Raw genomic sequence first — 25476 nt, forward strand, 5'->3', positions numbered from 1 at the left:
CGATCAACGATTGCGCCGCCCGCTTCGGCGACGCCGTGCCGCAAGACACACGCGCCTCGCTCCCGGAATCGAGGGCGCGGCGCCCGTTACCCGCAGCGATCTGCCTAAGCGATCACAGCTTCGATCGGACGCAATCGTACGACGACGCGGTGTTCCGCTCCGTCTTCAGGGAACGCGACGCAATCGCCCTTGATGCGCGCGCCGTTGACCGAGACCTCGACCTGTCCGGTGCCGAGATGGTCGGGATCCGTGATGCTGATCACCAAACTCCCGGAAGGTCCCTTCACCCTGACTTCGGCTCCGCCCCAAGCCTTCGGCAGGCGCGGAGCGATTTGCACGCCGCCTTGCTGAAGGCTGACGCCGAGAATGCCTTCGACGGCGAGTTGCCATGTCCAGCCTGCGGCGCCGGTGTACCAGGTCCAGCCCGCCTCACCGATTCCAGGCTCGGAGCCACGCACGTCGCCCGGCAGGACATAGGGCTCGGCGCCGTATAGCTCCGCGCCAGCGCGGCTGGCGGTGCGGCGGATCGGGTTGATCAGGTCGAAGATCTGGTAAGCCCGGTCGCCGTCGCCGAGCCGCGCATGGGCCAGTCCCAGCCAGGCCGCCGCATGGGTGTACTGGCCGCCGTTTTCGCGCACGCCCGGCGGATAGGCACGAATATAACCCGGGTCGCGTGGTGTGCGATCGAAGGGTGGGGTGAGCAAGCGGACCAGCCGTGTTTCAGGATCAACGAGCCGCGCGGTCGCGGCAGCAACCGCCGCCGCGGTCCGTGTCGGTGATGGCCCGCCGGCCAGCGCCGCCCAGGATTGCGATATGCTGTCGATCTGGCATTCGTCGTTATCCTTCGAGCCCCAGGGCAGACCGTCGTCGGCGAAGGCCCGCGCGTACCACGCGCCATCCCACCCGGCCGTATCGGCGGCCATGCGCAGATCGCCTGCGCGCGCCTTCCACAATTCGTCCAGATCCTCGCGCCCGACCACCCGAGCAAGCTCCGAAAATGCGTCGGCGCAGACGGCGGCGAACCAGGCGAGCCATACGCTTTCACCGCGTCCCTCCCTGCCGACCCGATCCATTCCATCGTTCCAGTCGCCTGTCCCCATGAGCGGCAGTCCGTGAGCACCAGCGGTGACTCCGCGCGCCAAGGCCCGTCGACAATGTTCGAACAGCGTCGCGCGCACGGAACCCGACTCGAAGAGAGCGTAACGATCCTCCTCGTCGTCCCCGAGCGGAGCGGCGGACAGGAACGCAACCTCTTCGGACAGTATCGCGGTGTCGCCGGTGGCCCCGACATAGCGGCCCGTCGCATAGACCAACCACAAAAGGTCATCCGAGCAGTGCGTGCGCACCCCGCGGCCGGCCGGCGGATGCCACCAGTGCAGCACATCGCCCTCCTCGAACTGCCGTGCCGCGCACTCGAGGATGTGGGCTCGCACGCGCTGCGGCTCGGCGAACAGGAGCGCCATCATGTCCTGAAGCTGGTCGCGGAATCCGAAAGCACCGCCGGCCTGATGAAAGCCGGCGCGCGCGAAAATCCGCGAAGCGAGGGTCTGGTTGACCAGCCAGCGGTTGACCAGAAGATCGAAGGCCGGGTCCGGTGTGGTCACCGTGATGGCGCCAACTCGCCGCTCCCAGATCGCCTGGTTTGCGGCCAGCGTCATCTTGGCCGTGCCGACGTCGGCCCAATGCGCGGCCAGCCGTGCCGCGTCGGTGGGGTCGTTCCCTTCGCCAAGCACGAAGACAACCTCCTCCGTCGCGCCGGGCGCGAGGTCGATGTGGACCTGAAACGCCGCGCAGGGGTCGGCGATGCTATCGAGCACGCCATCAAGGCTCCACGCGAGGAGTCCGGCGGGTTGGGCTGAATCGCCCTGCCGGCCGAAAAACGTCGTGCGGTTGCATGTCAGGCTATGAGGCGGACGGCTTGCGGCCAGAAACGCCGTACGGTCGCCAAATTCCGGATTCCATCCGTTGCGGGCGATCAGCGCCCGGCTCTCGACATCATAGCCGCAGGCCACGTGAGGCCGTGCCATGCTGCCCAGCGCTCCCAGGAGCCATTCGGCGTAGTAGGTGGCGGTGAACCGGCGACCGCGCGGGCCCGGATTGGACAGGCTGAGAAGCGCCAATTTTACGGAGGCGTCAGGCGGAACGAAGACGGTGAGACGCTGCTCCAGCCCTTCTCCATTGCGTTGCCAGGTCGTGGCTCCGGGGCTGTGACGGATCTGGCAGGTCGTTTCGCCGCCGGAGGGCAGCGGCGTCGGCGTCCATATCCGGGCGGTCTCCTCGTCGCGCAGGTAGAGTGCCTCCGCCTGCGGATCGACCAAGGGATCGTTCGACCAGGGCGTCAGCCGATGCTCGCCGCTGTTGATGCACCAGGTGAAACCCAGTCCGGACTCCGACACGATCGTCCCGAAGCGCTCGTTGGCCAAGACGTTGCACCAGGGCGCCGGTGTCTTGCGGCCACCTTCGAGATGGATCACGTAATCGCCATTGGCCGGTGAGAAGCCGCCATAGGAGTTGTCGAATAGGATATCTGGCGGACGTGAGAGCTCGGCGACGGGCGTCGGTTCGGGCGGCGACGGTCCGACGGGTTGGAAGTGGGGTGGTCCGATACGCACCGGGCGCGGAGCGGTGACCGCGTTGGTGAGGGACGTCGCCGCACCGTCGAGCGACAACCGTGCCGAAGCGGTGAGAGCGAGCCTCTCCCCCGCTCCGAACTGATCCGCCGCCAGGAGATGAACGCCTCCCGATCCGCCCAAGCCTTCGGGGACACGCGCTTCGCGGAGTGTGGAAAACAACAGTTCGCGGGTCGGCTCCTGATAGCCCGAAGCGCCTTCGCGCAGGATGACGATATCCGCGCGAAGGCCCCGCCGCAGCCACCACTGATGCGCCCGGACCACGCTTGGGAGCAGTTGCGCATGCAAATCATCGGCAACCCGCACCAGGACAATTGGCAAATCACCGGAAAGGCCCATGCTCCAGAGCTGCGCCTGCGCGGGAAGGCCCATTTGTGACGCGGCGACCGATAGGTGCGCCGGCAACCGTGGGAAGACGAGGTCGCGACACAGCGCCTGCGCCTCGGCCAGCGCCCGCGTATCCATGCCGAGACGCCGCGCCTCGATCGCCGCGGATCGCAATGCGTCCTCCATCGCCCAGTCGAGCGCCGGCACGGTTGCATAGCGTTCGGCGATCTCGAGCGCCGTCTCACGCGAGCCGGCGGCGGTCGTCACGAAGGCGAGTTGCGCCCGGGCGCCAGGAGCAAGGCGGATTCGAGCGCGGAGCGCCATGACCGGATCGAGCGTCCATCCGGCGCGCCCGGCCAGCACGCCGGTTGCACCTGGCGGGTGCTCCGCGATGCCATGGCGGCCCAAGAAGGCACGACGGTCGGTCTCGAAACCGGCCGGCATCACCGCCGAATCCTGAGCCACCAGGCGATGAACGAGAACGGGGGGCCTCTCCGTGGGGCGCTGGGTGCGACGGGTGAAGACGAGCGCACCGTGCTCGGCAATCCGCTCGCTGTGGACAAACAGCTTGCTGAACGCCGGATGCCGCTCTTGGGCCGCAGCCGGCGCGAGCACCACTTCGGCGTAGCTGGTCAGGTCGATCTCGCGGGTCCGGCCGCTCTCATTGAGGAGAGTGAAGCGGCGGATCTCCACATCGTCACCGGGCGCGATAGCGATTTCGAGACGGGTCGACAACGCGTCCCCGCGTTCATGGAACTCAACCTTGTGAGCGTAAAAGCTTGCCTCTGTCGAAAGATCCCCGGCACGTCCACCAAGCGACCATACCGCGCCGCTTTCCGGCTCGCTGAGATAGAGCCGCGCGTCGCCTGCACGGCAGACGGGGTCTCCCGTCCACCGTGTCAGAGCCTGGCCGCGCCACCAAAGCGCGCCGCCGCCAGCACTGGTGATCCAGGATGCGAGGCTTCCGTTACCAATGACGTGCACTTGCGGAGTGGGCTCATCAGGCGCGGTCCAACCATGCAGAGTCGGGGTCGGCGTTCGTGCCAAGTCAGGCGTGGCGTCTTCCGCATCGGTGGCCTGCTCAGGCGGGAACTCCCAGGGCACACGTTCCTGCAGCAGCAGTTCGGTTGCGCGCATGTGGGGCTCCCGGCCAAAACGCTTGACGAGGATATTGTCGTTCAGAGCGTTGCCGATAGCGGCGGCGATCATCCCCTGATGATGCGCCATATAAGCGCGAACAGGCGTGAAGCCGCCTTGGGCCGGACGTCGGTCCGGCGTGAAATCCGCCGCTTCGAAAAACCCGTACTGGCCACATAGGCCGAGCTTTTCCAACCGTCGGAGATTGGCAACGGCCGCGACCGGTGCCACGGCCAGCGCCAGCGCGCTGGCGTAGGGCGCGACCACGTAATCCGCGGATAGCCCGCGCTTCAATCCGAGACCCGGCACCCCGAATGCCTGATACTGGTAGCGATGCGCGGCATCGCGGGAGGCAAAGCCGGACTCCGATACTCCCCAGGGCAGGCCGAGCCTATCGCCATACTGCCGTTGCGCGGAAACCGCGGCACGTTCGCTCTGCCCCAGAAGTCGCCCGGCATCGCTCGGCAGCAACAGCGCCGGCATGAGATATTCGAACATGGAGCCGTTCCAGGAGAGCGCCGCCAATGCACCGCCGGCCTGGGTGATCGGCCGTCCCAGGTGGAACCAGTGATCCACCGGCACGTCGCGCTTGGCGATCGCAAAATAGCTCGCCAGCCGCGCCTCACTGGCCAGCAGGTCGTAATGATGCTGATCCAGCCGGTCGGAGCCGAGATTGTAGCCAATCAAGAAGGTGCGGGTCTCGCTGTCAAAAAGGATGCGAAAGTCCATTCCGAACGCCCGCTCGCCGGCACGCCGGGCGATGCTCTCGAGATTCTCCCGCAGGGCATTGCGAGCGGTTTCTCCATGTTCGAGCGCGATGGTCATCTCGCGGAGCCAGTGCCGGGTCGCGTCGTCGGCTGCCCCCAGACTCGATAGGGCGGCGCGCGCGCGACCGAGCTGTTCGATACTACCGTCGAGAGGATCGGTGGCGACCGGCAGCGTGGCGAAGACTTCGGCGAGCCCACCGAGGCCCGGCGGGGAAGCGTCAGCGAGCGGATGCCACGGCTCAAGGGCGTCGAGGTCGCGTCGCATATTCAAAAGATGATGGTCGGCTCGCTCCAGCCAGGCGTGGATTGGATGCGGGTCGATCTGTTCGACGGTATCGAGAGCGCCGGCGACAAGTGTCTGAATCTTCTTCCAGTCCCCTATGGCGATTTGGGCCAGCGCGGCTCGCCAGTTTGCCGGCGCGGCCTGGACCGCAGGGAGACGTTCGAGAAGAGCGTCGATCGGCTCGAAAACGTCATGGCGCTGTTGGATGGACAGCGCGCCCAGAGCTTCGCGCAGCAGACGCAGTTCGTCGTCGAGACCCTCCCATTGGGAAGCAGACATCGCCGATCCCCCGGCATATTCGCGGCAGCCCTCGCGCAGGGTGAGCAGGCTCACGGCAAGATTGCCGCTGTCGACCGTGGAAACGTAGCGCGGTTCAAGGGATTTGAGGGTCTTCGTCTCGAACCAGTTGAGCGTATGACCACGATAGGTCTCGAGCCGCTCGAGCGAATCCAGCGCATAGGTCATCCGCGCTGCGAGGTCGAAGAGGCCGATGTGACCGAGGTCGCAAGCCGTCAGCGAGGACAGGAACAGCATGCCGACGTTGGTGGGAGAGGTTCGGTGCGCGGTCTCTTCCTGGGGGTTGGTTTGATGATTGTCGGGAGGTAGCCAATTATCATCGGGTCCGGCGAAGGTTTCGAAATAGAGCCACGTCCGCCGTGCGACGTGACGCAAATATGTCCGATCCTCCGCGCCAAGCTTTTCCTTGAAAAAGCTGATCGGTTTGCTGATAGCGCCGGCGATCAGGGGTGAGACGAACCAGACCAGGAGCAGCGGCGCGGCGCCCGGCAAGCTGGCGGGATCGACCGTGGCCAGCAGCAGGGCGAGAATGCCGGCGAGAGTCGGCGCCGCCGCCATCTCGATCCATATCCCCGTTCGCCCCTCCGCGACCCGCGCGGCCGAATGGGCCGCCGACGTCCATTGCAACAAGCGTCGCCGCGAGACGAAGACACGCCATACGGTCTGCACGATCGCTGCCATGGCAAGCACGGCTTCATACGCCATGAAAACGATCGCGAGCAGCCAGCGACCACCATGATCGGCCAATTGCCGCAGCATGCTCCGGGCGGCGCCGCGGCGCCGTCCGCGCGCCAGATTGGTCACGAGGTCGGTGAACAGGTAGGCGCCGGGGGCGGCAACCGTCAACATCGTCCAGATCAGCGCCTCGCCCGGCAGTATCAGCCATCCCGCCGTCGCGAACGCCACCAGCGCCGGTGGGATCAGGCTGCGGCGCAGATTGTCGATGATCTTCCAGCGATCCAGCGCCGACAGCCGATTGGCCACGCGCGCGCCGCCGCGTATGGGCGCCGACCGACCGAGCCAGGGCAGGAGCTGCCAGTCGCCTCGGATCCAGCGGTAAGCCCGGCGGGCATAGGCGAGATAATTCGGCGGGAAGTCCTCGTAAAAGACGATGTCGCTCGCCAGTGCCGCGCGACCGTGCAGACCCTCGAACAGATCGTGGCTGACAAGCGCGTTTTCCGGAACGTTCTGGGGCAGGCATTTGTGGAAGGCGAAGGCATCGTAAGCGCCCTTGCCTGTGAATATGCCCTCGCCGAACAGGTCCTGATAGACGTCCGAAACCGCGCGGCTGTAGATGTCGATCGCCGTGTCGCCGGTATAGAGCCGAGTGAACAGCGATCCTTGGCCGGCTTCGGGGGAGATTTCGACGCGCGGTTGGATAAAGGTGTAGCCAAGGGAGGCCTTGCCAGTCTCGGGATCGAATTCAACACGATTGAGGGGGTGAGCCAGCGTCCCGATAAGCCGATTGATGGCGCCTGGTGGCGCTGTGGTGTCGGCGTCCAGCGTGACGACAAAATGGGCCCGACACAGTGTGTCGCAAGCGCCCTCCTGCACGGCGAAGGCCTCGGGCATATGACCGAGGATGAAAGCGGTGAACTCTTCGAGCTTGCCGCGCTTTCGCTCCCAGCCCATCCAGCATCCCTCGGACTCATTCCAACGGCGCTCCCGGTGAAGCAGCGAAAACGGCGCGTGATCAGCATAGCGCGCATTCAGGCGCCGGACCCCCTCGACCAGCGCCGTCTCGATCAGAGCATCCTCTGGGAGCCGCTCCGAATCCGCGTCGGCCAGATCGCTCAACAGGGCCAGATGGATGAACGGATCCGGGTTTGACAGCCAATGGGCCTCGAGCCGCTCGATCAGTGCTCCGACCTCCTCGGCTCGGCGCAAGATCACCGGCATCACCACAGCCGTTTCGCAGCCCTTGTCGAGACCGCGCTCGACGTTCAGCTTCGGCAACCCCCAAGGGGGCAGGAACTGCGTGACAATCCACTGGGTCAGCGTGATGCTGATGATCGATGCGGGCATCAGCGACAGGACGATCCCGACAGCCCAGGCGATCGCCCCCGCGCCAAGCGAGGCCAGCACCCAGACGGGAACCGCGAGCGCGGCGAGGCCGAAACCTGTCAGAGCGCCGACGTAGAACCAGCCCGGATGACCGCTCACGGCGCGACGCAGAGCGGCGCCAAGCGCTGGGCGGAAGCCAACCGTCCGCTCCAGTTCCTTCCTGCCTTCGGCGATTAGCCAGCAACCAACGTGGCCGCGCCGCGATGTCCCGGCATGAGCGCGCGTCAGCCTTATCGCGCTCTCGGCGACATTCCATTCGAGGGCCCCTGCGCCAGCGGCGATGTCCTCGACCGCCTTGCGGTATCGGTCACGGGTGTCGAAATCCATTGCCTGATAGACGCCGGCGGGGTCGTTCCGCAGGATCGCCTCAACCCGACTGACCTGATCGAAGAAGGCCTTCCACGACGTGTTCGATACCGCCATGAGCGCGGAGATTGCGCGCGAAACGCTTTCGGTCGGATCGACGGATTCGTGCGGCCCCAATCCCGGCGTCGGCGCGAATGGCGGGGCAAGATCCGGCACGAGTTCGGAAAATGCGAGAACCAGCGTTTCCAGGCAGGCGAGCCGCAGCATCGCAGGAAATGCCCAGAGTTCGGCGATCGTGAGCGGCCCATCCTTTTGATAGGCGTTGACGAACTCGGCTGTACCAGCGAGGCCGATTTGCATATGCGCCACGTCGAGCATGCCGTGGGCCAGTGCCAAGACCCGCGGCATGCCCGCGTATTCGGGCGCGGCAAGACGCGAAAGTCGCCGGTAGAAGGCCGCGGGCATATCCTCGCGCACTTGGCGGACCGCGCGGCGAACATGAAACTCGTTGTCGAGAAGCCACTCGGAGGCCTTGGCCGCATGATGCGGCGGCTCGACACAAGACTGGCGGGCGCGATCCAGCCAGGGAATGATTTGGGAAAGCCTGCGCCATGACGGCGCCGGCTCGGGCTGGCCCGGGTTGATGTCGTGCCGTGCCCTGAGGGCGATGGCAGCCAGCACCGGCACCCTGTCTGGCGGGTCTGCGCTCTCCGGTAGCGGCGCGACGGTCACATCAGCGCTCGACTCGGCAACCTCGCGGGCTGCGCGTCACCGCCACATTGCGAAGCCCGGCGCCTCATCCATTCATGACCTCGCACCAAAAGAATAGGTATGTCGGCATGATTGATCAGATATTCCGCGACGCTCCCTACCGAGATGTCGGGATGTCCGCTCGCCCCAGTGGAGGACAGAACGATAATGTCCGCTTGGTCTTCAACAGCGGCGACTGCAAGAGCATGTCGGGCGTCCCCGCTGGCGATGAGCCGCGTTCGTGAGCAGGATTCGGCGAGCGGCAATCGCGCACGCACCTTCGTGATATATTGCTCCGCAACGCGCTCATTGCGCCGGCGCAGTTGATCTCGTAAGGCGCGGGCTTCGGCTTCGAGCGGGCCGATTTCAGTCAAGTCGACGTTCGGTGCCGCGTGGACGAGTAAAATCTCGGCGTCGTGCGCCGCCGCAAGGCCAACGGCGATCGGCAAGGAGGATTCCGCCCTCGGTGATCCATCGAGCGGCGTCATTACCCGGCGATAGCGGATCGCATCCTCGCCGGCCTCGACCGACGGGGCCAGTAGAACCGAACCTTCGACCGCTTCAGCGACGCGGCGCGCTGTCCCGCCCAGTCCTGGGAAAGGCCAGTTGCTACTGCCGCTCACGCCCAGGACCGTCAGATCGACGCCGTGATCGCGGACCCAGGCGCAGATGCATTCGGCCGCCGGGCCATCGATCAGAACGATTTCGGCGTCGATGCCGTCAAACCTGGACATCCGGTCGCGCAACGCGGCCTCCACGTCGCGGTGGCGCAGCGTCCATTCGACAGGATCGGTCGGCACCGTGCCGCTGCCCGACGGTTCGAGAACATGCAGAACGGTCAGTCTTGCGTTCATCATCGAGGCGACAGCCGATGCGTGTGCCAAGACCGCGTGTGAAAACGGCGACATGTCCAGACAGGCCAGAACGTGTCGAAAGACCGGCTCGCCGGCCTGCGGGTATGGCAGAGCCGGTTCACAAGTGGCCGCTGCCGGACGTTCAACTTCGGACATGATACGCTCCTCCTAGGATGAAGGCCGCTCTCCCGAGCTTCATTCCACCGCGCTGTTCGACCCGCGTTGCGCGCTGAGCCCTCGTACACACCTCCACTTCTGCGTCGAGAACCCGGCCGCCCGGTCGCCGCTGCGGCTTCAAGCGGGACGGAGACGAGGTGGGCGGCAAGCGGTCGACAAGCACAGCCGGATACTGGTTACCCATTGGTGCCTTGCCGCGTTCGACGCTGCACCTTTGCTCGATGCATCGATGAATGGCGCATTTTACACTGCGCGCGTTCGAGGCGCGATAATTTCAACCCGACATTATCGTTCCGGCGCGGTGATATCTTGATCTGCGTCAAATCGTCGGACGAACAAGCCTGCCAGGAAGAATGTGATCGTGCCCCGCAGGTCGTCATCGGGGCACGTCTTGATGGATATCAACGCGCTTGTTGTTTGCCCCGATAGATTGGTCGCCATCTTTGGTAAGCCGGGGCCGCCACGACCCACGACGAGCGGCTTGGCATTCGCGGATTCCCCAGGCCAGATTGCACCCGCCTTCCCCGCGACAGGAGATTTCGATGGCAGAATTGCTTCCATCCGAATTGTTCCGGGCGGCAGGCGCCGACGAGACCGCCGATGCGATCCGCCACGCCTGCGAGCCGCTTCCCGCCCCCGAGAAAGCCGAGGCGTTCGGCGCGATGTTCGACCGCTTCGGCGATGCCCGCGTGGTCCTGCTTGGCGAGTCGACCCACGGCAGTTCGGAATTCTACCGCGCTCGGGCCGCCATCACGCGGCAGCTTATCGAGCGGCACGGCTTCAACATCGTCGCAGTGGAGGCCGATTGGCCCGACGCGGCGCGGATCGATCGTCATGTCCGGCACCGCGCGACCGGAATCTATGATGAGGAATCATTTGCCCGCTTCCCGACCTGGATGTGGCGGAACGACGAGGTCGCGGCGTTCGCTGAATGCTGCGTCAGCACAATGCAGACCTGCCGGCTGAACGTCACGTCGAGTTTTGCGGCCTCGACGTCTATTCCATGTACGCTTCGATGACGGCCGTCCTCGACTATCTGGAACGCGTAGACCCGGCAGCAGCCGAGTCCGCACCACAGCGTTACGGCTGCCTGACGCCCTGGCAGGCGGGTCCAGCCCTCTACGGCAGGTCGGTTGTGCTGGGGCATAGCAACACTTGCGAAGAATTCGTCGTGGAACAGCTCAAGAGTATTCGGGAAAACCGCCTCGACTACATGCGCAAGGATGGCGAGGACTATTTCGACGCAGCGCAAAATGCCCGCATCGTGCCGACTGCCGAGCGATACTACCGCATCATGTATCGCGGCTCGACCGAGTCCTGGAACCTGCGTGACCGGCACATGTTCGATACACTTCAAAATCTCATGGACGCGCACGGTCCCAAGGCGAAGGCCGTCGTGTGGGCGCACAACTCCCACATTGGCAATGCGGCGGCCACGGCGATGGGTTGGCAGGGCGAATTCAACATCGGCGAACTCTGCCGGACCGCCTACCGTGACGACGCCGCTCTGATCGGGTTCGGCACCGATCGCGGCACCGTTGCGGCAGTGGACGATTGGGGTGGGCGGATGCAGATCAAGCGCGTGCTTCCGTCGCGGCCCGATTCCTTCGAGCGCGTCTTCCGGCAGACGGGGATCGCGCGCTCACTGACGGACCTGCGCGATCCCAAACACGGCGAGATGCGTGAGCTTTTGTCGAAGCCGCGTCTGGAGCGCGCCATCGGCGTCGTCTACCGTCCGGAAACGGAGATCTACAGCCATTATTTCGAGGCGGTGCTGTCCGAGCAATTCGACGCTTATGTCTGGTTCGAAGAAACGCGGGCAATCACCCCCCTGCCGGCACCGCGGCCGAAGGGAGTCCCGGACACCTATCCGTTCGGCGTGTAGCCGAGCCAAGGCTGATCCAGCATCACGCGGCCGCAACCACGACAGGAACGCGTCTTTCCGATGAAGCAGCGAACCACGGAACCCATCGCATCGCCAGACAAGGGCAAGGAGACAGGCGGACACGTGGGTGTCCTCGTCCTTGCCGCGGCGACGATTGCCGGGTTCGTCATATGTGTCCTGCTGGCTGCGCCTTTTCTGGGTGCCCTCACCTGGGCATTGACCCTGGCGATCCTCTTTGCCCGGCTGCATGCGAAGATCGAAGAGGCGCTGACGCGCCCCAGTTTCGCAGCCTTGATTTCGGTACTGATCGTCGCCCTCCTCGTCGCGGCACCATCCATTTTCGTGGTCGAGCGCCTCATCGAACAGGCGGCAGCGAGCGTTTCGCTCATCCAGGAGAGGCTCAGATCGGGTGCTATCCAACAGCTTCTCGACACCCAGCCCGGCATTGCGCCGGTCGGCCAGTGGATCGAGCAGCAGATCGACCTGCCTGCGATGATGGCGAATCTCGCGAGTTGGCTGAGCAACGCCGGCGCCGCCTTCGCGAGAAACTCCGCCGTGCAGGTGATCGAGCTCGTGCTGACCTTTTACCTGTTGTTCTATTTCCTGCGCGATCAGGCCACGGCAAGACGTTTTCTGACAGAACGATTGCCGTTGACCGGCGCCGATACCGAGCGGCTGTTCACGCGTGTGCTCGATACGGTCCATGCCACGGTTTACGGGACGATCGCGGTCGCGGCGATCCAGGGCACATTGGGCGGCCTGATATTCTGGTTCCTTGGCTTGCCAACCCCGCTGCTCTGGGGATTGGTGATGGGCCTATTGTCCATCGTGCCGGTGCTGGGCGCGTTCATCGTCTGGATACCCGCGGCCATTCTCCTCGCCATGAACGGCGACTTGGGCAAGGCGGTCATACTTGCCGTTTGGGGCGCCGTGGTCGTCGGCAGTATCGACAATATCCTGCGCCCGATCTTTGTCGGAAACCGGCTCCGTCTTCATACCGTTCCCGCATTCATCTCCATGATTGGTGGCCTTGTCCTGTTTGGTACAGCCGGCCTCATTCTGGGGCCACTGGCCGTTACGATCACGATCATGCTCATCGAAATCTGGGGGGAGCGGGAGAGAACAGGCCGCCGAAAACCGGAGTAACGGCCGGCACGCACGTCACCGGTCTACGCGTGGATATACGGGCGCGCGTGGTCTTGGCGCTAGACGTCCTACCGGCATGCGGACTCCCAAGGCCACTCCACCATTCGCCAGTTCGTTTAAGCGGCATTGACGTCCGTCAACCAGCTCCTCGACTCCGAGCGATGGTCTAAGCAGCGGTCGGCGAACCCTTTGCGCGGGATCAATGACACCGTTCGCGCTAACCGGAATGCTTGGCCGTTGCGCAATGCCGGTTCGCCGCCGAACCAACTGCTGCCTTCGCTGACCAAAGGATCTCCGACGATAGCCGACCCATTTCTGCTTGCTCGAATTCTTGCCCTTCTCCTCGTCGCCAACGGCGTTCCGATCCTCGCGACCAGGCTTCTGGCGAACCGGCTGGCGTGGCCACTTGATGGCGGTTTGACGTTCTTCGACGGGCGCCGCCTGTTTGGCGCGGCAAAGACCATGCGCGGTATCGTCGCCTCGACCCTGGCCGCCGGCCTGGCGGCCAGCCTTCTCGGCTTGGGCTGGAGGCTCGGCGCGATACTCGCCGCATTGGCGCTGACGGGCGATCTTTTCGCCAGCTTCTGCAAGCGACGGCTGGGGCTCGCGGTGCATGCGCGGGCGTTCGGGCTCGATCAAATTCCGGAGTCCTTGCTGCCCCTCCTCGTTCTCCAGGCTCAACTGAATCTGGGCACTGCCGATATTGTGCTCCTGACCGCCGCGTTCGTCCTCCTCGAAATGTTGCTTTCCGTCCTGCTGTACCGGCTCAGAATTCGAGACCGGCCTTATTGAGGCGACGCCCGCCGCAGCCGATGCAGGGTAACCTCCGGCGGACAGTTCAGCCGCACATCCACGATCGATGTGCCTGCCCCCGCCGATGTGTAACCGGCCATGTCGTGCCAGCGCCACGATCCCTTGGCCATGGCCCGCGGACTGTCCGCATCGGTCAGGATGGGAATGCCGCCCGGGAGGCAGATCTGTCCGCCGTGGGTGTGGCCGCACAGCATGAGATCGAACCCGGCATGGGCGGCGTGTCGATAGGCCTCGGGCGTATGCGATAAGAGAATGGAAACGGCGTTATGCGGAATGTCGTGAGCGGCGCGATGATAGTTTTCGAGCCGGTAGAAATGCGCGTCATCGATGCCGGCGAGATACACCGTCTCGCCTTCGCGCGATAATCGAACCCACTCGTTGAGGAGCAGGCCATAGCCCGCCGCCTCCATCGCCGGCACCATGCGGATGGTGTCGTGGTTTCCAAGGATCGCATAGACCGGCCCTGATAGATGCGGTCGCAAATCGCAGAGGCCATCGACCGCGGCCTCCCAGGGGCCGAAGGTGAGCGCGCGATAGTCGCCTGTGACGACGCAGAGATCGTAACGAAGCGGCGCGAGCACCTCCAGGAGTGACCCGAGAAAACCTGAGCTCATCCCGAAGTGCAGATCGGAGAGTTGCAGGATGGTGTAACCGTCGAACGCCGCAGGCAATCCTGCCAGTAGCACATCGTTGTGGCGGACCTGGATCCTGTGGGCGTTGCGCTGGCCGCGTCGATGCAGGCCGACGAGCTTGAGCCCGCCGCGGATCAGCCCGTGGATCGAATACCAGTTTTCGATGTGGAAGAAATGCGTGCCCCTTCGGAAGACGTGGACCTCGTAGTCTTTCTCCAGGCCGAGCCGCTGTCGGACATGCAGATGTCCGATTCGCGCCTCCAGCAAAGCGAGTGCGTCCCGCTCTTCCTGCGTCAGATCCGGTGATCTCACTGTGCCCGCCTTCTTTCCTGCTACGCCTTGAGGAATTTTCCTCACCCTGAGCCCGTATCGATCCGGAGAGACCGAAGCATGTTCCGCACCCCAGGCCGCGCGCGCCCGGCGGGATATGCAACGTGCCGGCGAAGATACGGCTTCGACATTGATCCGCGTCAATGCGGCGGTCTGGTCGATGTCGTTGTGTCGGTAGCGCGTTCGGTGCGGTCCGTCCGCAGACAGCGAAAACACCGCACACTTGTACGTGTCGGTCTTCGGGAGAACAGGTGCGGACATAACGGCTCGGTCCACCGCTCTCCCGTCACGCGGAATCAACGTGACCGGCGATGAGGCTCGGCAACATCTTTGATCATCGATGGAAGGGGCCGCTCGCTATGGCCGAGATAGATCTGAAAAGTCTGCTGATCCGCTGTGCGACAACCCACGAGGTGGATCTGGAACTGGTAACGAACATTCGCCGCGCGCTCGAGGAGCACGTGCCCGCGGTGGCCGAGCCCGCCGACTCCCGCGATGCCCTCGCGTCGACGGATGGCGCGCTAGCCCTTGTGGCGAAGGCTTTGCCCGGCTGGGCTATCACGTTGCGAGGCGGCACGCGTCCCGGCTCTCAATGGAGCTGTGTCCTGCGGGAAAACGAGTCTCAGGACGACGATCAGACGATAGCCGCCGGGCGCGGAGTCTCGCCCGCCATCGCCATTTCGGCGGCCGTTCTGCAGTTGGTCGGTGGCGTTGAAATCGGCTTCCACTAGAACTTGAAAAGCCGCATCGGAGACGATGCAGGATTGGTGTACAATGCCCAAGAGCGACATACTCTGGTTCGAGGAAATCGTGCGTGTCGACGTCGCCAAAGTCGGCGGCAAGAACGCCTCTCTGGGGGAGATGGTCCAGAAGCTCACCCCCGCGGGTGTGGCGGTTCCCCCTGGATTTGCCACGACAGCCGAGATGTTCAGACGTTTCGTCGCGGCAAACGGAATCGCGGCGATCATTGGCGATACGCTCGCGCAACAGGTCGCCCGCAAGATCACGCTCGCCGAGGCCGGCCGAACCATTCGGGCGGCATTCCTGCGCGGCGACTGGCCGGACGAATCCGCCGCGGCGATCACGAAGGCGTACGAGGAACTGTCGCGCCGCTCCGACGTCGACGATGTCGACGTCGCCGTCCGCTCCAGCGCCACCGCCGAGGACCTGCCGGATGCGAGCTTCGCCGGGCAGCAGGAGACCTTTTTGAACGTCGCGGGTCCGGCGAAGGTGCTGGACGCCTGCCGGCGTTGCTATGCCTCGCTCTTCACCGACCGCGCCATCAGCTATCGTCAGGCGAAGGGCTTCGATCACATGAAGCTCGCGCTGTCCGTGGGCGTTCAGCGGATGGTGCGCTCCGACCTCGGCAGTTCGGGCGTAATGTTCTCCATCGACACCGAAACCGGCTTCGACCGTGTGGTGATCATCAATGCGGCCTGGGGCCTCGGCGAAAACGTCGTGCAGGGCGCCGTCGATCCCGACGAATACCAGGTCTTCAAGCCGTTCCTCGACAATCCGCAACTCACGCCGATCATACAGAAAACGCTCGGCGCCAAGCAGATCAAGATGATCTACGCCAAGGGCGGTGAGCGACCGGTGAAAAACGTGCCCACCTCGCTGATCGAGCGGCAAAGCCTGGTGCTGAGTGATGACGATATCCTCGCGCTGGCCCGATGGGCGAAGACGATCGAAGGGCATTATGGCTGTCCAATGGATATCGAATGGGCGAAAGACGGCCGCGACGGGTCGCTCTTCATCGTCCAGGCGCGACCCGAAACCGTGCAGTCGCAGCGAACCGCCGGTGTGCATAAGAGCTACCGGCTCGGCGCCCATGGCCGGACGCTCTGCACCGGCCTGTCGATCGGACAGGCGATCGTTTCGGGGCCGGTTTGCATGATCCGCACTCCGGACGAAATCGACCGCTTCGTGGACGGCGCCATATTGGTGACGGAAACCACCGATCCAGATTGGGTGCCGATCATGAAACGCGCGAGCGCGATCGTCACCGATCATGGCGGGCGCACTTCGCATGCGGCCATCGTCAGCCGCGAACTCGGCCTGCCGGCCATCGTCGGCACGGGCGACGCGACACAGCTGCTGCATGACGAGCAGGCAATCACGGTGTCCTGCGCGGAGGGCGACCAAGGCTTCGTCTATGAAGGCGACGCGGACATCACGGTCGAGGAAAGCGATCCCGGCGAGGCGCCATCCACGCGAACCGAGATCATGCTGAATCTCGCCAATCCGGCCGCCGCCGCGCGCTGGTGGCGGCTGCCGGCCGACGGCGTCGGCCTTGCCCGCATGGAGTTCGTCATCAACAACGCCATCAAGATCCACCCGATGGCTCTGGTCAATTTCGCGGCGATCACCGATGCGGCCGTCCGGACCGAGATCGAGGCCATCACGCGCGGCTACGCGGACAAGCCGGCTTTCTTCGTCGACAGGCTGGCCGAAGGGCTGGCGCGCATCGCCGCCGTCGCGCACCCCCATCCCTGCATCGTGCGGATGAGCGACTTCAAGACCAACGAATACGCCCATCTCGTTGGCGGACAGGGCTTCGAGCCCGAGGAGGCGAATCCGATGCTCGGATTTCGCGGCGCCTCGCGCTACTACTCGCCACGTTACCGGGAAGGCTTCGCATTGGAGTGTCGTGCGATCCGGCGACTGCGCGAGGAGATGGGCTTTGCCAATGTCATCGTCATGATCCCGTTCTGCCGCACGCTCGGCGAGGCCGACCGGGTGCTTGATGTCATGGCGGAGAATGGGCTGAAGCGCGGCCAGGACGGGCTTCAGGTCTATGTCATGTGCGAGATCCCCTCCAACGTCATCCTCGCGCGCGGTTTTGCCGAACGCTTCGACGGCTTCTCCATCGGCTCCAACGACCTGACCCAGCTGACGCTCGGCGTCGACCGCGATTCCAGCCTTCTGGCCGAATTGTTCGATGAGGAGGACGCGGCGGTGAAATGGATGATCCGCAGCATGATCGACGCGGCCCGCGAGGCCGGCGCGAAAGTCGGCCTCTGCGGTCAGGCCCCGAGCGACAATCCCGCCTTCGCCGCCTTCCTCGTCGAGTGCGGCATCGACTCGATCTCGATCAGCCCGGACAGCTTCGCCGCGGTCAAGGCGCATGTCGCACGAGCCGAAGGCAGCAGACCGGCGGTTTGATCTGGCGCAATGCGGATTTGGCGGACGCGCCCATAAAAGGCGATCGGAATTGTCGTGCGGAGGACAGGATCATGAACGATAGCGCAATCCCCGCCTTCTCCCATGGGGCGCAGCAGGCGCAACAATGGGTCAACGAACTCGCCGACGATTTGAACGAAGGCCTCGAGCGTCACGCCCTGCGACTGCTTCGATCGGTGCTCCACGCTCTGCGCGACGCGATTTCGGTCGAGGAAGCCGCGGATCTGTCGGCGCAGTTGCCCGTCCTCATTCGCGGCATCTTCTTCGAGGGTTGGCAGCCCTCGGCGACCCCGGCCTGGAACCGGACGAAAGAGGATTTCGTCGCCCGCGTCGAGAACGATCTCCGCGATGATCCGTTCGATGACACGGAGGAAGCCATCGCCGCGGTTTTCAGGCTGCTCGACCGGCATATCTCCGAAGGCGAGATCACGCAGGTTCGCAATTCCATGCGCAAGGCTCTGCGGGAACTCTGGCCAACCCGCTGAAGCATGGCCGGCCGCGATCGCCGCGTCGGGCAGCGTCGATGACATCTCGGCCCATATCTGGTTCGGTGCGTCCCATGCCGAGCGACCCGACATCCGCTGAAATCCCCGCGTCGCCGCCCGATGGCGCCGACACTCGCGCCATCGAAGCCAAGGTCCGGTTCCTCAGCGAGCCGGCCGCCTACGATCATGCCCCAGCCGATGTCCTCGTTACGGAGACCCACATGTCCTGGGTTTTTCTAGCCGGCGACCTCGTCTACAAGCTGAAGAAGCCGGTCCGCTTCCCGTTCCTGGATTTCACCACATTGGCGGCCCGCGAAGAGAATTGCCGCGAGGAAGTCCGTCTCAACCGGCGGCTGGCGCCGCAGACCTATCTGGGAACCGTTCCCCTTACCGAGGACGACGCCGGCGCGCTGGCGCTCGGCGGCAGCGGATCCATCGTAGACTGGCTGGTGGTCATGCGACGTCTGCCGGCGGACCGCATGTTCGACCGGATGCTTCAAGAAGACCGAATCGGCGCGGCCGAGACAGATCAGATCGCGGCTCTCCTGGCGCGGTTCTACCGTGCAGCCGACCATCCGGCCGTCGATCCGACTGCCTATGTCGACCGTCTCATGGCGCAGCAGGCGGAAAACCGGGCGATCCTGACGCGGCGCGCCTTCGCGGTGGATCACACGCGCCTTCCGACAGTGCTGGACCTGCTCGACCAGAGAATGGCGGAAGACCGCCCGCTGATCGAGGAGCGGGCGCGGACCGGCCGCATCGTCGAGGGGCACGGTGACCTGCGACCGGAGCACATCTGCCTGACCGATCCGATCGTGATCTTCGATTGCCTCGAATTCAGCCGAGAATTGCGCCTCGTCGATCCGTTCGACGAGTTGGCCTTTCTCGGCCTGGAATGCCGAATACTGAGCGCGCCCGCCATCGGCCCGACCCTTGTCGCGGCGGTAGCGGACCAACTCGGCGATCGCCCGCCGCCGCGACTGATCGCGTTCTACACCGCGTTTCGCGCGATGTTGCGCGTACGGCTTTCCCTCGCCCATCTTCTCGACGCCGCACCAAGAGAGCCAGCCAAGTGGGAACCGCTCGCGAGCCGATACCTCGCCCTGGCGGAGGAGGCCCTGCGATAGCCAGGCCGCGCTTTCGGCAGGCGGCCCGGGGGCAAGGAGCGAATCAGTCGGGTCTCGCCCCATGGGAGCGAGCGGACATGATCCTTGTCAAAGCCGGGCGTCGCCAATGCGGCTATCCTCTGATCTCGGACATCGAACGCAGGAAGTGTAATCGCCATGACCACGGTCAAGATCCCGCACCATGCGCGGGTCCTCGTCGCCGACGGGCGCAAGGCCCTCGTGCTCATAAACGAAGGCGGCCCGTTCAATTCCAATCTAACGGTCGAGCATGTTCTCGAAGCGCCGGACAATCCGCCCACCGGCGAGCAGGGAAGCGACGAGCCCGGCAGAACGCAGACCCAGGGACGGCGCAGCGCCGTCGGGCAGACCGACTGGCATGCCGCGGCCGAAGCGGCATTCGCATCCGAAGTGGCCGAGGAGATCGACCGGCTCCGCGCGCGGGAAGACTTGAAGGCGCTGATCATCGTGGCGCCGCCGAAGACGCTGGCGACTTTGCGAGAATGTTTCACCGACGCGGTCCGCAAGCTGATCGTGGCCGAGATCGACAAGGACCTCACGAAGCACCCGGTCGGCGAAATCCAGCGTCATCTGAGCTGAGGCCCGCACGCCGGCATTCTCCGCTCCGGACGTGGTCGTCCTGACGCCTCAGCGCCGACGGTGAAGGCTGGAGTCCGCGCCACGACACGCTACGATCGCATCGGCGAAAATGTCCGCCGTCTCCAGCACGACCAGGCGGTTTGCGACCGCCGCAGCGTCGAGCGCGGGGAGCGGCACGGTGTCCGTGATCACGACTTCATCGATCGCCGCCTCGCTCCAGAGTGTATCAGCGCCACCGGTGAACAGGCCATGGGTCACCACGACCGAAACCTTCGTCGCGCCTTTGGCACGGCAGACCGCCGCGACCCGCGCCATCGTGGTCCCGGTGCTGATCAGATCGTCGACCACGATCACCATGCGGCCGTCGACATCGCCCGCGAATAGCTCCCCCGTCACGACACCACCACTGCGCTGCTTGTCCATGAAGCCTTTCGCGACCGGACGGCCGAGCATCGTTTCCAACCGCTCGCGAAAGATCTCCGCCCGCTTGGCGCCGCCGAGATCGGGCGAGACGACCGCAACCGGCACATCCCCGATCTTTGCCGCGAAATGGCTGATGAAGGCGCTGTTGGCGTCGAGATGGACCGTCGGGCAGCGGAAAGCGTTCTGGAAGGCGGCGAGATTATGAATCTCCATGTTCATCAGGCGATCCGTCCCGACAGCCTCGAACAGTTGTGCGACATAGCGGGTCGTGACCGGGTCGCGGGTCTTGGTCCGCCGGTCCTTGCGGGCATAGCAGAGATAAGGAACCACGGCGGTGACACGGCCAGCACCGGAATCCTTGAGGGTGCCGATGAAGAAGAGCATCCGGCACAGCTTGTCATTGCTCGTGTGCCGCAGATCGCCGGTGAGGCTGTCGATGACATAAACATCGCGGTCACGAATGCTCACGAGCGGACGGGCCTTGTGCTCGCCGTCCTCGAAAAAACGTTCCTCGTGAGCCGCAAGCATGATGCCGAGATGTCGGGCGACACGCTGCCCGAAGGATGCGCTGGAGCCGAGCGCGAACAGCATCGGACCGTCCGGGCGTGCCACGGCACGTCGTTTCGGGCTCAGCGCGTCCGTTTCGATCGCGCGAAGCGACAGCCCGCCGACAATCGCGTCGACGGTACGGCCGTCCTCGGAGAGCGGCGCCAGCAACATCTCGACCGCCTCCGCCTCGCTGCCGGCCTCGTCGAGCGTAAACTCCGCAAGCAAGGGTTCGCCTGCCTCCCGGACGGCGTCGAACAAACGCCTTAGCCGCACCGCCCCGCGACGGCGTGGCGCGTCGGATAAGCTTGCCCCGACCTCGCAATGCCCGAGCACCGCATCCACCGATCTGGCGCCGGAACGAAGCGTATAATTCCGCCCCTTCTCCGCCACGCCATATACGAAGGCAAACTTGCCTTGCGGATCGAGACTCTCGATGTCGAGACCGCTTTTCGACGGAAAAATCAACTCATCTCGTCGCGCTTGCCAGACCGCGAGGAGGTGCCCCAGGGAATCGTCCCTCGGCGCGGGGGCGAAGTCGAGCCGGCGAAACAACCGTCGAAGTGGATAGGATGTCTGCACGAGTGTCGTCACCGGCTTCGGTCCCCTCCTCACTTTCGATGAGCATGCAAGCAAGCTCACCCCATCGAGCGGCGCAGGCATTGATTTCGGTCAAACGCTGGGCCTGACACAGGCCACATCCCGCCGATCAGCGTCGTCGGCCCTGGAGGCGACGCCATGGCCGCCAATTGTCGGCCGTGTCGAACGGATCAAAGAAATGCGTCCGCCCAAGCCAACGATCGAGCCAGCCCGGCCGCGGCGCCGGGAACGGCTCGAGGTGCCTCCCCTCGACTTGGTTGAGCAGAGTGATCGTCGCGATGAGACTGCCCGATCGCTCCAACACGGCGGCAAAGACCTCGGCCGGACTGCCGACATGCTCGCCCACAAGGCGACTCAGCAAGGCGAGTATTCGCTGTCTTGCCGCCAGATCATCCGCTCCGGCTTCGATCGCCACGTCACATTCCGTATCGAGGCCGAGCGACCGATTGTTCAAATTTGCAGATCCGACCCTCAAAAGACGGTCGTCGACCACCATCAGCTTGGAATGCACCGTGATCGGCAGATCGATTGCGGCCATGGGAGCGAAGACCCGCAACCGTTGGTTGACATCCCTTGAACGGAGCAAGTGAATCAGAGGGATTCGCGGGCGGTCCATGACAAAACGCTCGAAGGTCCCAACGCTTCGACCCGGGCAGACGATGATGATTTCCGGACCGTCGCGCTCGCCGAGACGTTGCGCCAAGGCGTCGGCGATAACCGGCGAGGTGACATACTGATTCTCCAGGTAGATCCAGTGTCTGGCGGCAGCGATCGCGGCGAGATAGAGGGCTTCCACCTCCCTGACGGCGGTCGCCCGCCTGTCGGCGGGCTCGGTTCGAGCGATCCCTACTCTGACATCGCTCATGTCGGATACGAGATCTTTGGGCCAGGCGGGCGTTGCAGGGATTGGCCGCGGAAGTTGAACACCGGTGGCGCGATGCCAGCGTCGTCTCGCCAGTTCGCCGAGGGCTGCCGCCGCTGGTCCCGCGACGGCGAGCATCACCTCATGTCGGGGCTTGTAAATGCTCCCGTCGAGTGTGCGGCGGCGACTGTCGGCCGGCAGATGCAGGGATGTATCCCAGCGATTGCGCGTGAAATCCGAGCCGCCGCAAAACGCCACGGTATCATCGACAACCAGGATTTTCTGATGGTGCGAAGCGCCCACCGGATGGCGGCCATCCAGCCGATATTCCAGACGATCTCGGGGCAGCCATCGCGCCGCGTGCCGGGGACTGTCCCGGCGCTGGATGCTGTAACCTATCGCCATCTCCCAGATCAGTATGTGAACCGTCAGAGAGGGGTTGTGCGCCAACAGGCGCGCCATCAGATCGCAGAACGGTTCGGCATGCCGGTCCTCGGCGGTTGGGGGCCCAAAAGGCACGCGTGCGTCGAAGTCCCATCCGACCAGTAGAATGGAATGCTCGGCCCGCTCCATGGCGGCGCGCATGGCCGGCAGGTATGCCCAGCCGTCGGCGAGTAGCGCCACCTTGGTCGCAGCTTCGATCCGCCAGCACGTGTCGCACTCCCGCAGGATGGAGCTCTTCCAGGTCATGTGTGTCCAGCGCCTGATAGATCGCGCCGCCCTACGCGGCAGGCCCGAGCCGGCGACCGGCGCGACCGAGTGCGGTTGGTCGCCACCTGCGAGGCAGTTCGACGACCGGCGGATTTGCTCAATGGGATAGGAGGCAGCATATCGGGCAGCGACGCAGCAGGTCGTGGGTTACACCGCCAAAGACCCATTCTCGCAAGCGAGCATGGCCATATCCACCCCCGACAATGAGGTCGGCACCGTTCTGTTCGGCAATCAGGATGAGTTCATCGGCCACGGATGCCTCTCGTTGCGCGCGCACTTCCGCGCGGGCCTTGACCCGATGCCGGATCAGCAGAAGATCGCCAGGCTCGACGTCATCCAAGGGCACGTCGTCGAGCGTGCCGTTGCGGTGGCGCGTCGCGGTGCGAGGCACACGAGAGAGAAGATCGCTCATCTCTCGTCGGGCGCGACCCTCGGCGAAGCTTTCAAGGAAGGTTCCCCCCGAATACATCAGCGCCACGACCGCCGCCGCGAGCGTCTCGCCAAACAGCAGTGCCGCCGACATCGACAGTGCGGCGACGATGTCCAACCCGACCTCGCCTTGCCGCAGACTCCGGACGATCTCCACGACCAAGGCGGCGAGGACCGGCAGGACACCCGCCGCCCAGATCGTATCCGCTAGTTGCGGCAGATCGGCAAATGTCAGGCCGAGCCCCCCGACGAGGCCGAGGAATGCAACGGTCAGCAGGGCGGTGTTCAGACGATCGTGGAGGATTGAGTTCAACGGATACCCTGTCCTGGATTCAGCTGCGCGGCTCGGCCATCGGGGTTGGCAGACTCATCCTACAACACGCTGTGCACCGCGAAACCGGTTTTCACCGGAGTCCACGCGCTCAACCGCGCGGCTTTCGAGGCCTACGCCGACGGCGTTGCCAAGGTGCCGCCGGCCGCAGCCTCCGCGATATTGGCCTGAGCCCGGGCGACCCGCTTGTCGCGGCTGCCGACCGGTTCACGCATTGTGTAGGGCCGTTGAGATATCGTGGATCGAATGATCGGTGAGATCCTTCGCCAACTCGCCGACAATCTTCGCCTGCAACCGAGGGTGAAAATTCCGTCGCAATTCCCCCAATGTCCTAGGGTCGGCCATGACAAAGACCGGGCCGAGTTCGCCGGCGATCGCCAAACGGTTCAGATAACCGGCGCTGGCCGCCGCGAAACCATCCTCTGCACTGCGGTGGGAGTCCGGATTGGCCGAGGCATTCCTGTGTCGGGCGCCCGACCGGGGGTTGGTCGCCGCGACCTTCGGATCGTCGACGGCCACGAGGTCGATATGGGGCTCGACACCTCTGTTCCGGAACAGTTTGAGGGTCGCGCCGTCGGCGACCGCTACGAGTGTATCATTCGGCAGGATCATTGGGTCGTGACTCCTGATTGGGGTTGGGCGCCATTGCCGACGATCAGACCACAGCGAACTCCGTCGCGACTTGCGCAAGGTCAAACAATCGATCGGGACAATGTGCATCATGACGAGGGTGCAGGCCGCGCGGAGTCGCTGCCGTTCTGTGGTGGTGTCGGCCGCTTCGGGTCTGGGCGCGAGGAGGATGGTGATGGAAACATGCCGTCGGACGCAGCCAGTTGTCGTACCCGACCGGGCGGAGGAAGAGCGGAATGACCGAGACTCGTGTGGTTTGCAGCAAGTGCGGCGGCGTCAACCGCTTGCCACCGTCGCGATCGGCCAGCGGCGCCAGATGTGGGAAATGCGGAGCGAAGCTGTTCGCCGGCCATCCCGAGGATGTCGCCGCGGAGAACTTCGACCGCCAGATCGCGCGCGGCACGGTGCCGATTCTCGTCGATGTCTGGGCCCCCTGGTGCGGACCATGTCTGGCGATGGCGCCGGCCTATGAGGCCGCGGCGCGCGCGTTGGAGCCGGAGGTCCGCATGATCAAGCTCAATTCGGAAGCCGAACAGGGGGCCGCCTCTCGCCTCGGCATTCGCGGCATCCCGACGATGATCCTGTTCCTCGATGGGCGGGAGGCGGCCCGAACCTCGGGTGCGATGTCGACCAATCAGATCGTGCAATGGGTGCGTGACAAGTTGCCGACTGCGGCGGCTTGAGCCTGCCCTCCATCGGCGCCGCAACAGAGGCGTCGGAGCGTTGCGCAGTACCGATAAAGAACACGGGCATTCGAGGCATGGTTGGTAGGAAATCAGTGACATGAAGGACCCTTATGAGACCCTCGGCGTCGCCCGCTCCGCGACCAGCAAGGAGATCAAGGCCGCATTCAAGAAACTGGCGCGCAAGCACCATCCCGACCTGCATCCGGGCGACAAGGAGGCTGAGAGCAAGTTCAAGGACCTTTCGGCGGCGAACGACCTGCTCAAGGACCCGGAAAAACGCCGGCGCTTCGATGCGGGCGAAATCGACGCCAGCGGAGCCGAGCGCCCGCATGAGCGGTTCTATCGCGATTTCGCCGACGGCCCCGCCTACGCTTCGCACGCCGCACAGGACGGTTTTTCGAGCAATGAAGATCTGGAGGCGTTTCTGTCCCGCGCGTTTTCAGGCGGAGGACGACGAGCCCAGGGCAC

19 protein-coding genes are annotated in these 25476 nt (G+C 64.6%); 12 read left to right on the forward strand and 7 right to left on the reverse strand.

Annotation, left to right across the window (positions count from 1 at the left end):
- Positions 1 to 104: 104 nt before the first annotated feature.
- A complete protein-coding gene (locus VQ045_RS15835) occupies positions 105 to 8543 on the reverse strand; it encodes a GH36-type glycosyl hydrolase domain-containing protein (RefSeq protein WP_331830788.1) in 8439 nt (2812 codons plus the stop codon).
- On the reverse strand, positions 8540 to 9571 hold the full coding sequence (locus VQ045_RS15840) for a universal stress protein (protein ID WP_331830789.1): 1032 nt from the start codon (positions 9569 to 9571) through the stop codon (positions 8540 to 8542). Before VQ045_RS15840 ends, VQ045_RS15835 begins: the two co-directional genes overlap by 4 nt.
- Before the next feature lie 563 nt (positions 9572 to 10134).
- Between VQ045_RS15840 and VQ045_RS15845 the strand changes: the two genes are divergently transcribed.
- From VQ045_RS15845 to VQ045_RS15860, 4 genes are all read left to right on the forward strand, one after another.
- A complete protein-coding gene (locus tag VQ045_RS15845) occupies positions 10135 to 10611 on the forward strand; it encodes an erythromycin esterase family protein (RefSeq protein WP_331830790.1) in 477 nt (158 codons plus the stop codon).
- Positions 10524 to 11477 (forward strand): erythromycin esterase family protein, encoded by a 954-nt coding sequence (locus VQ045_RS15850; protein WP_331830791.1) that lies wholly within the window; start codon positions 10524 to 10526, stop codon positions 11475 to 11477. The genes VQ045_RS15845 and VQ045_RS15850 overlap by 88 nt, the downstream gene beginning before the upstream one ends.
- Before the next feature lie 60 nt (positions 11478 to 11537).
- Entirely contained in the window at positions 11538 to 12623 is a 1086-nt protein-coding gene (locus VQ045_RS15855) for an AI-2E family transporter (protein ID WP_331830792.1), read from the forward strand.
- A gap of 189 nt (positions 12624 to 12812) precedes the next feature.
- Complete coding sequence (locus VQ045_RS15860; protein ID WP_331830793.1) at positions 12813 to 13415, forward strand: CDP-archaeol synthase; 603 nt, start codon at positions 12813 to 12815, stop codon at positions 13413 to 13415.
- Here the strand turns inward: VQ045_RS15860 and VQ045_RS15865 are convergent.
- Positions 13409 to 14380, reverse strand: coding sequence for a metallophosphoesterase (locus VQ045_RS15865; RefSeq protein ID WP_331830794.1), 972 nt, complete (start codon positions 14378 to 14380; stop codon positions 13409 to 13411). The genes VQ045_RS15860 and VQ045_RS15865 overlap by 7 nt on opposite strands.
- A gap of 329 nt (positions 14381 to 14709) precedes the next feature.
- Between VQ045_RS15865 and VQ045_RS15870 the strand changes: the two genes are divergently transcribed.
- The 5 genes from VQ045_RS15870 (at position 14710) to VQ045_RS15890 (ending at position 19790) form a co-directional block, all read left to right on the forward strand.
- Positions 14710 to 15129, forward strand: a complete 420-nt coding sequence (locus VQ045_RS15870) for a hypothetical protein (protein WP_327649244.1) — start codon at positions 14710 to 14712, stop codon at positions 15127 to 15129.
- A 43-nt stretch (positions 15130 to 15172) separates the two neighbouring features.
- Positions 15173 to 17563 carry a phosphoenolpyruvate synthase gene (ppsA, locus tag VQ045_RS15875; RefSeq protein ID WP_327649242.1) on the forward strand — a complete coding sequence of 797 codons (2391 nt, stop codon included), beginning with the start codon at positions 15173 to 15175 and terminating at the stop codon, positions 17561 to 17563.
- Positions 17564 to 17634: 71 nt separating this feature from the next.
- A complete protein-coding gene (locus VQ045_RS15880) occupies positions 17635 to 18066 on the forward strand; it encodes a DUF2267 domain-containing protein (RefSeq protein WP_327649240.1) in 432 nt (143 codons plus the stop codon).
- 74 nt (positions 18067 to 18140) lie between these two features.
- Positions 18141 to 19193 (forward strand): hypothetical protein, encoded by a 1053-nt coding sequence (locus tag VQ045_RS15885; RefSeq protein ID WP_327649239.1) that lies wholly within the window; start codon positions 18141 to 18143, stop codon positions 19191 to 19193.
- Between the two features lie 156 nt (positions 19194 to 19349).
- The gene (locus VQ045_RS15890) at positions 19350 to 19790 is read left to right on the forward strand and encodes a host attachment protein (protein ID WP_327649238.1); all 441 of its coding nucleotides are present in this window, start codon (positions 19350 to 19352) and stop codon (positions 19788 to 19790) included.
- Positions 19791 to 19838: 48 nt separating this feature from the next.
- Here the strand turns inward: VQ045_RS15890 and prs are convergent, their stop codons facing one another.
- From prs to VQ045_RS15910, 3 genes are all read right to left on the reverse strand, one after another.
- The gene (gene prs / locus VQ045_RS15895; RefSeq protein WP_327649236.1) at positions 19839 to 21353 is read right to left on the reverse strand and encodes a ribose-phosphate diphosphokinase; all 1515 of its coding nucleotides are present in this window, start codon (positions 21351 to 21353) and stop codon (positions 19839 to 19841) included.
- A gap of 115 nt (positions 21354 to 21468) precedes the next feature.
- A complete protein-coding gene (locus VQ045_RS15900) occupies positions 21469 to 22911 on the reverse strand; it encodes a phospholipase D-like domain-containing protein (RefSeq protein ID WP_331830795.1) in 1443 nt (480 codons plus the stop codon).
- A gap of 118 nt (positions 22912 to 23029) precedes the next feature.
- Positions 23030 to 23674: a universal stress protein gene (locus VQ045_RS15910; RefSeq protein WP_442879885.1), complete on the reverse strand. Its 645-nt coding sequence runs from the start codon at positions 23672 to 23674 to the stop codon at positions 23030 to 23032.
- A gap of 45 nt (positions 23675 to 23719) precedes the next feature.
- On the opposite strand from VQ045_RS15910, the gene VQ045_RS15915 reads away from it, so the two are divergent.
- Entirely contained in the window at positions 23720 to 23863 is a 144-nt protein-coding gene (locus tag VQ045_RS15915) for a hypothetical protein (RefSeq protein WP_327649228.1), read from the forward strand.
- 36 nt (positions 23864 to 23899) lie between these two features.
- On the opposite strand, the gene VQ045_RS15920 is transcribed toward VQ045_RS15915, so the two are convergent.
- A complete protein-coding gene (locus VQ045_RS15920; protein ID WP_331830796.1) occupies positions 23900 to 24304 on the reverse strand; it encodes a baeRF12 domain-containing protein in 405 nt (134 codons plus the stop codon).
- A 254-nt stretch (positions 24305 to 24558) separates the two neighbouring features.
- Here VQ045_RS15920 and trxC point away from each other — a divergent pair, with 254 nt between their 5' ends.
- On the forward strand, positions 24559 to 25005 hold the full coding sequence (gene trxC / locus VQ045_RS15925) for a thioredoxin TrxC (protein ID WP_331830797.1): 447 nt from the start codon (positions 24559 to 24561) through the stop codon (positions 25003 to 25005).
- Between the two features lie 100 nt (positions 25006 to 25105).
- Positions 25106 to 25476 (forward strand): DnaJ domain-containing protein (locus VQ045_RS15930; RefSeq protein WP_331830798.1); only part of this gene is annotated, 371 nt, incomplete at its 3' end.

This window comes from Aurantimonas sp. E1-2-R+4, assembly GCF_036549515.1.
Lineage (GTDB): Bacteria > Pseudomonadota > Alphaproteobacteria > Rhizobiales > Rhizobiaceae > Aurantimonas > Aurantimonas coralicida_A.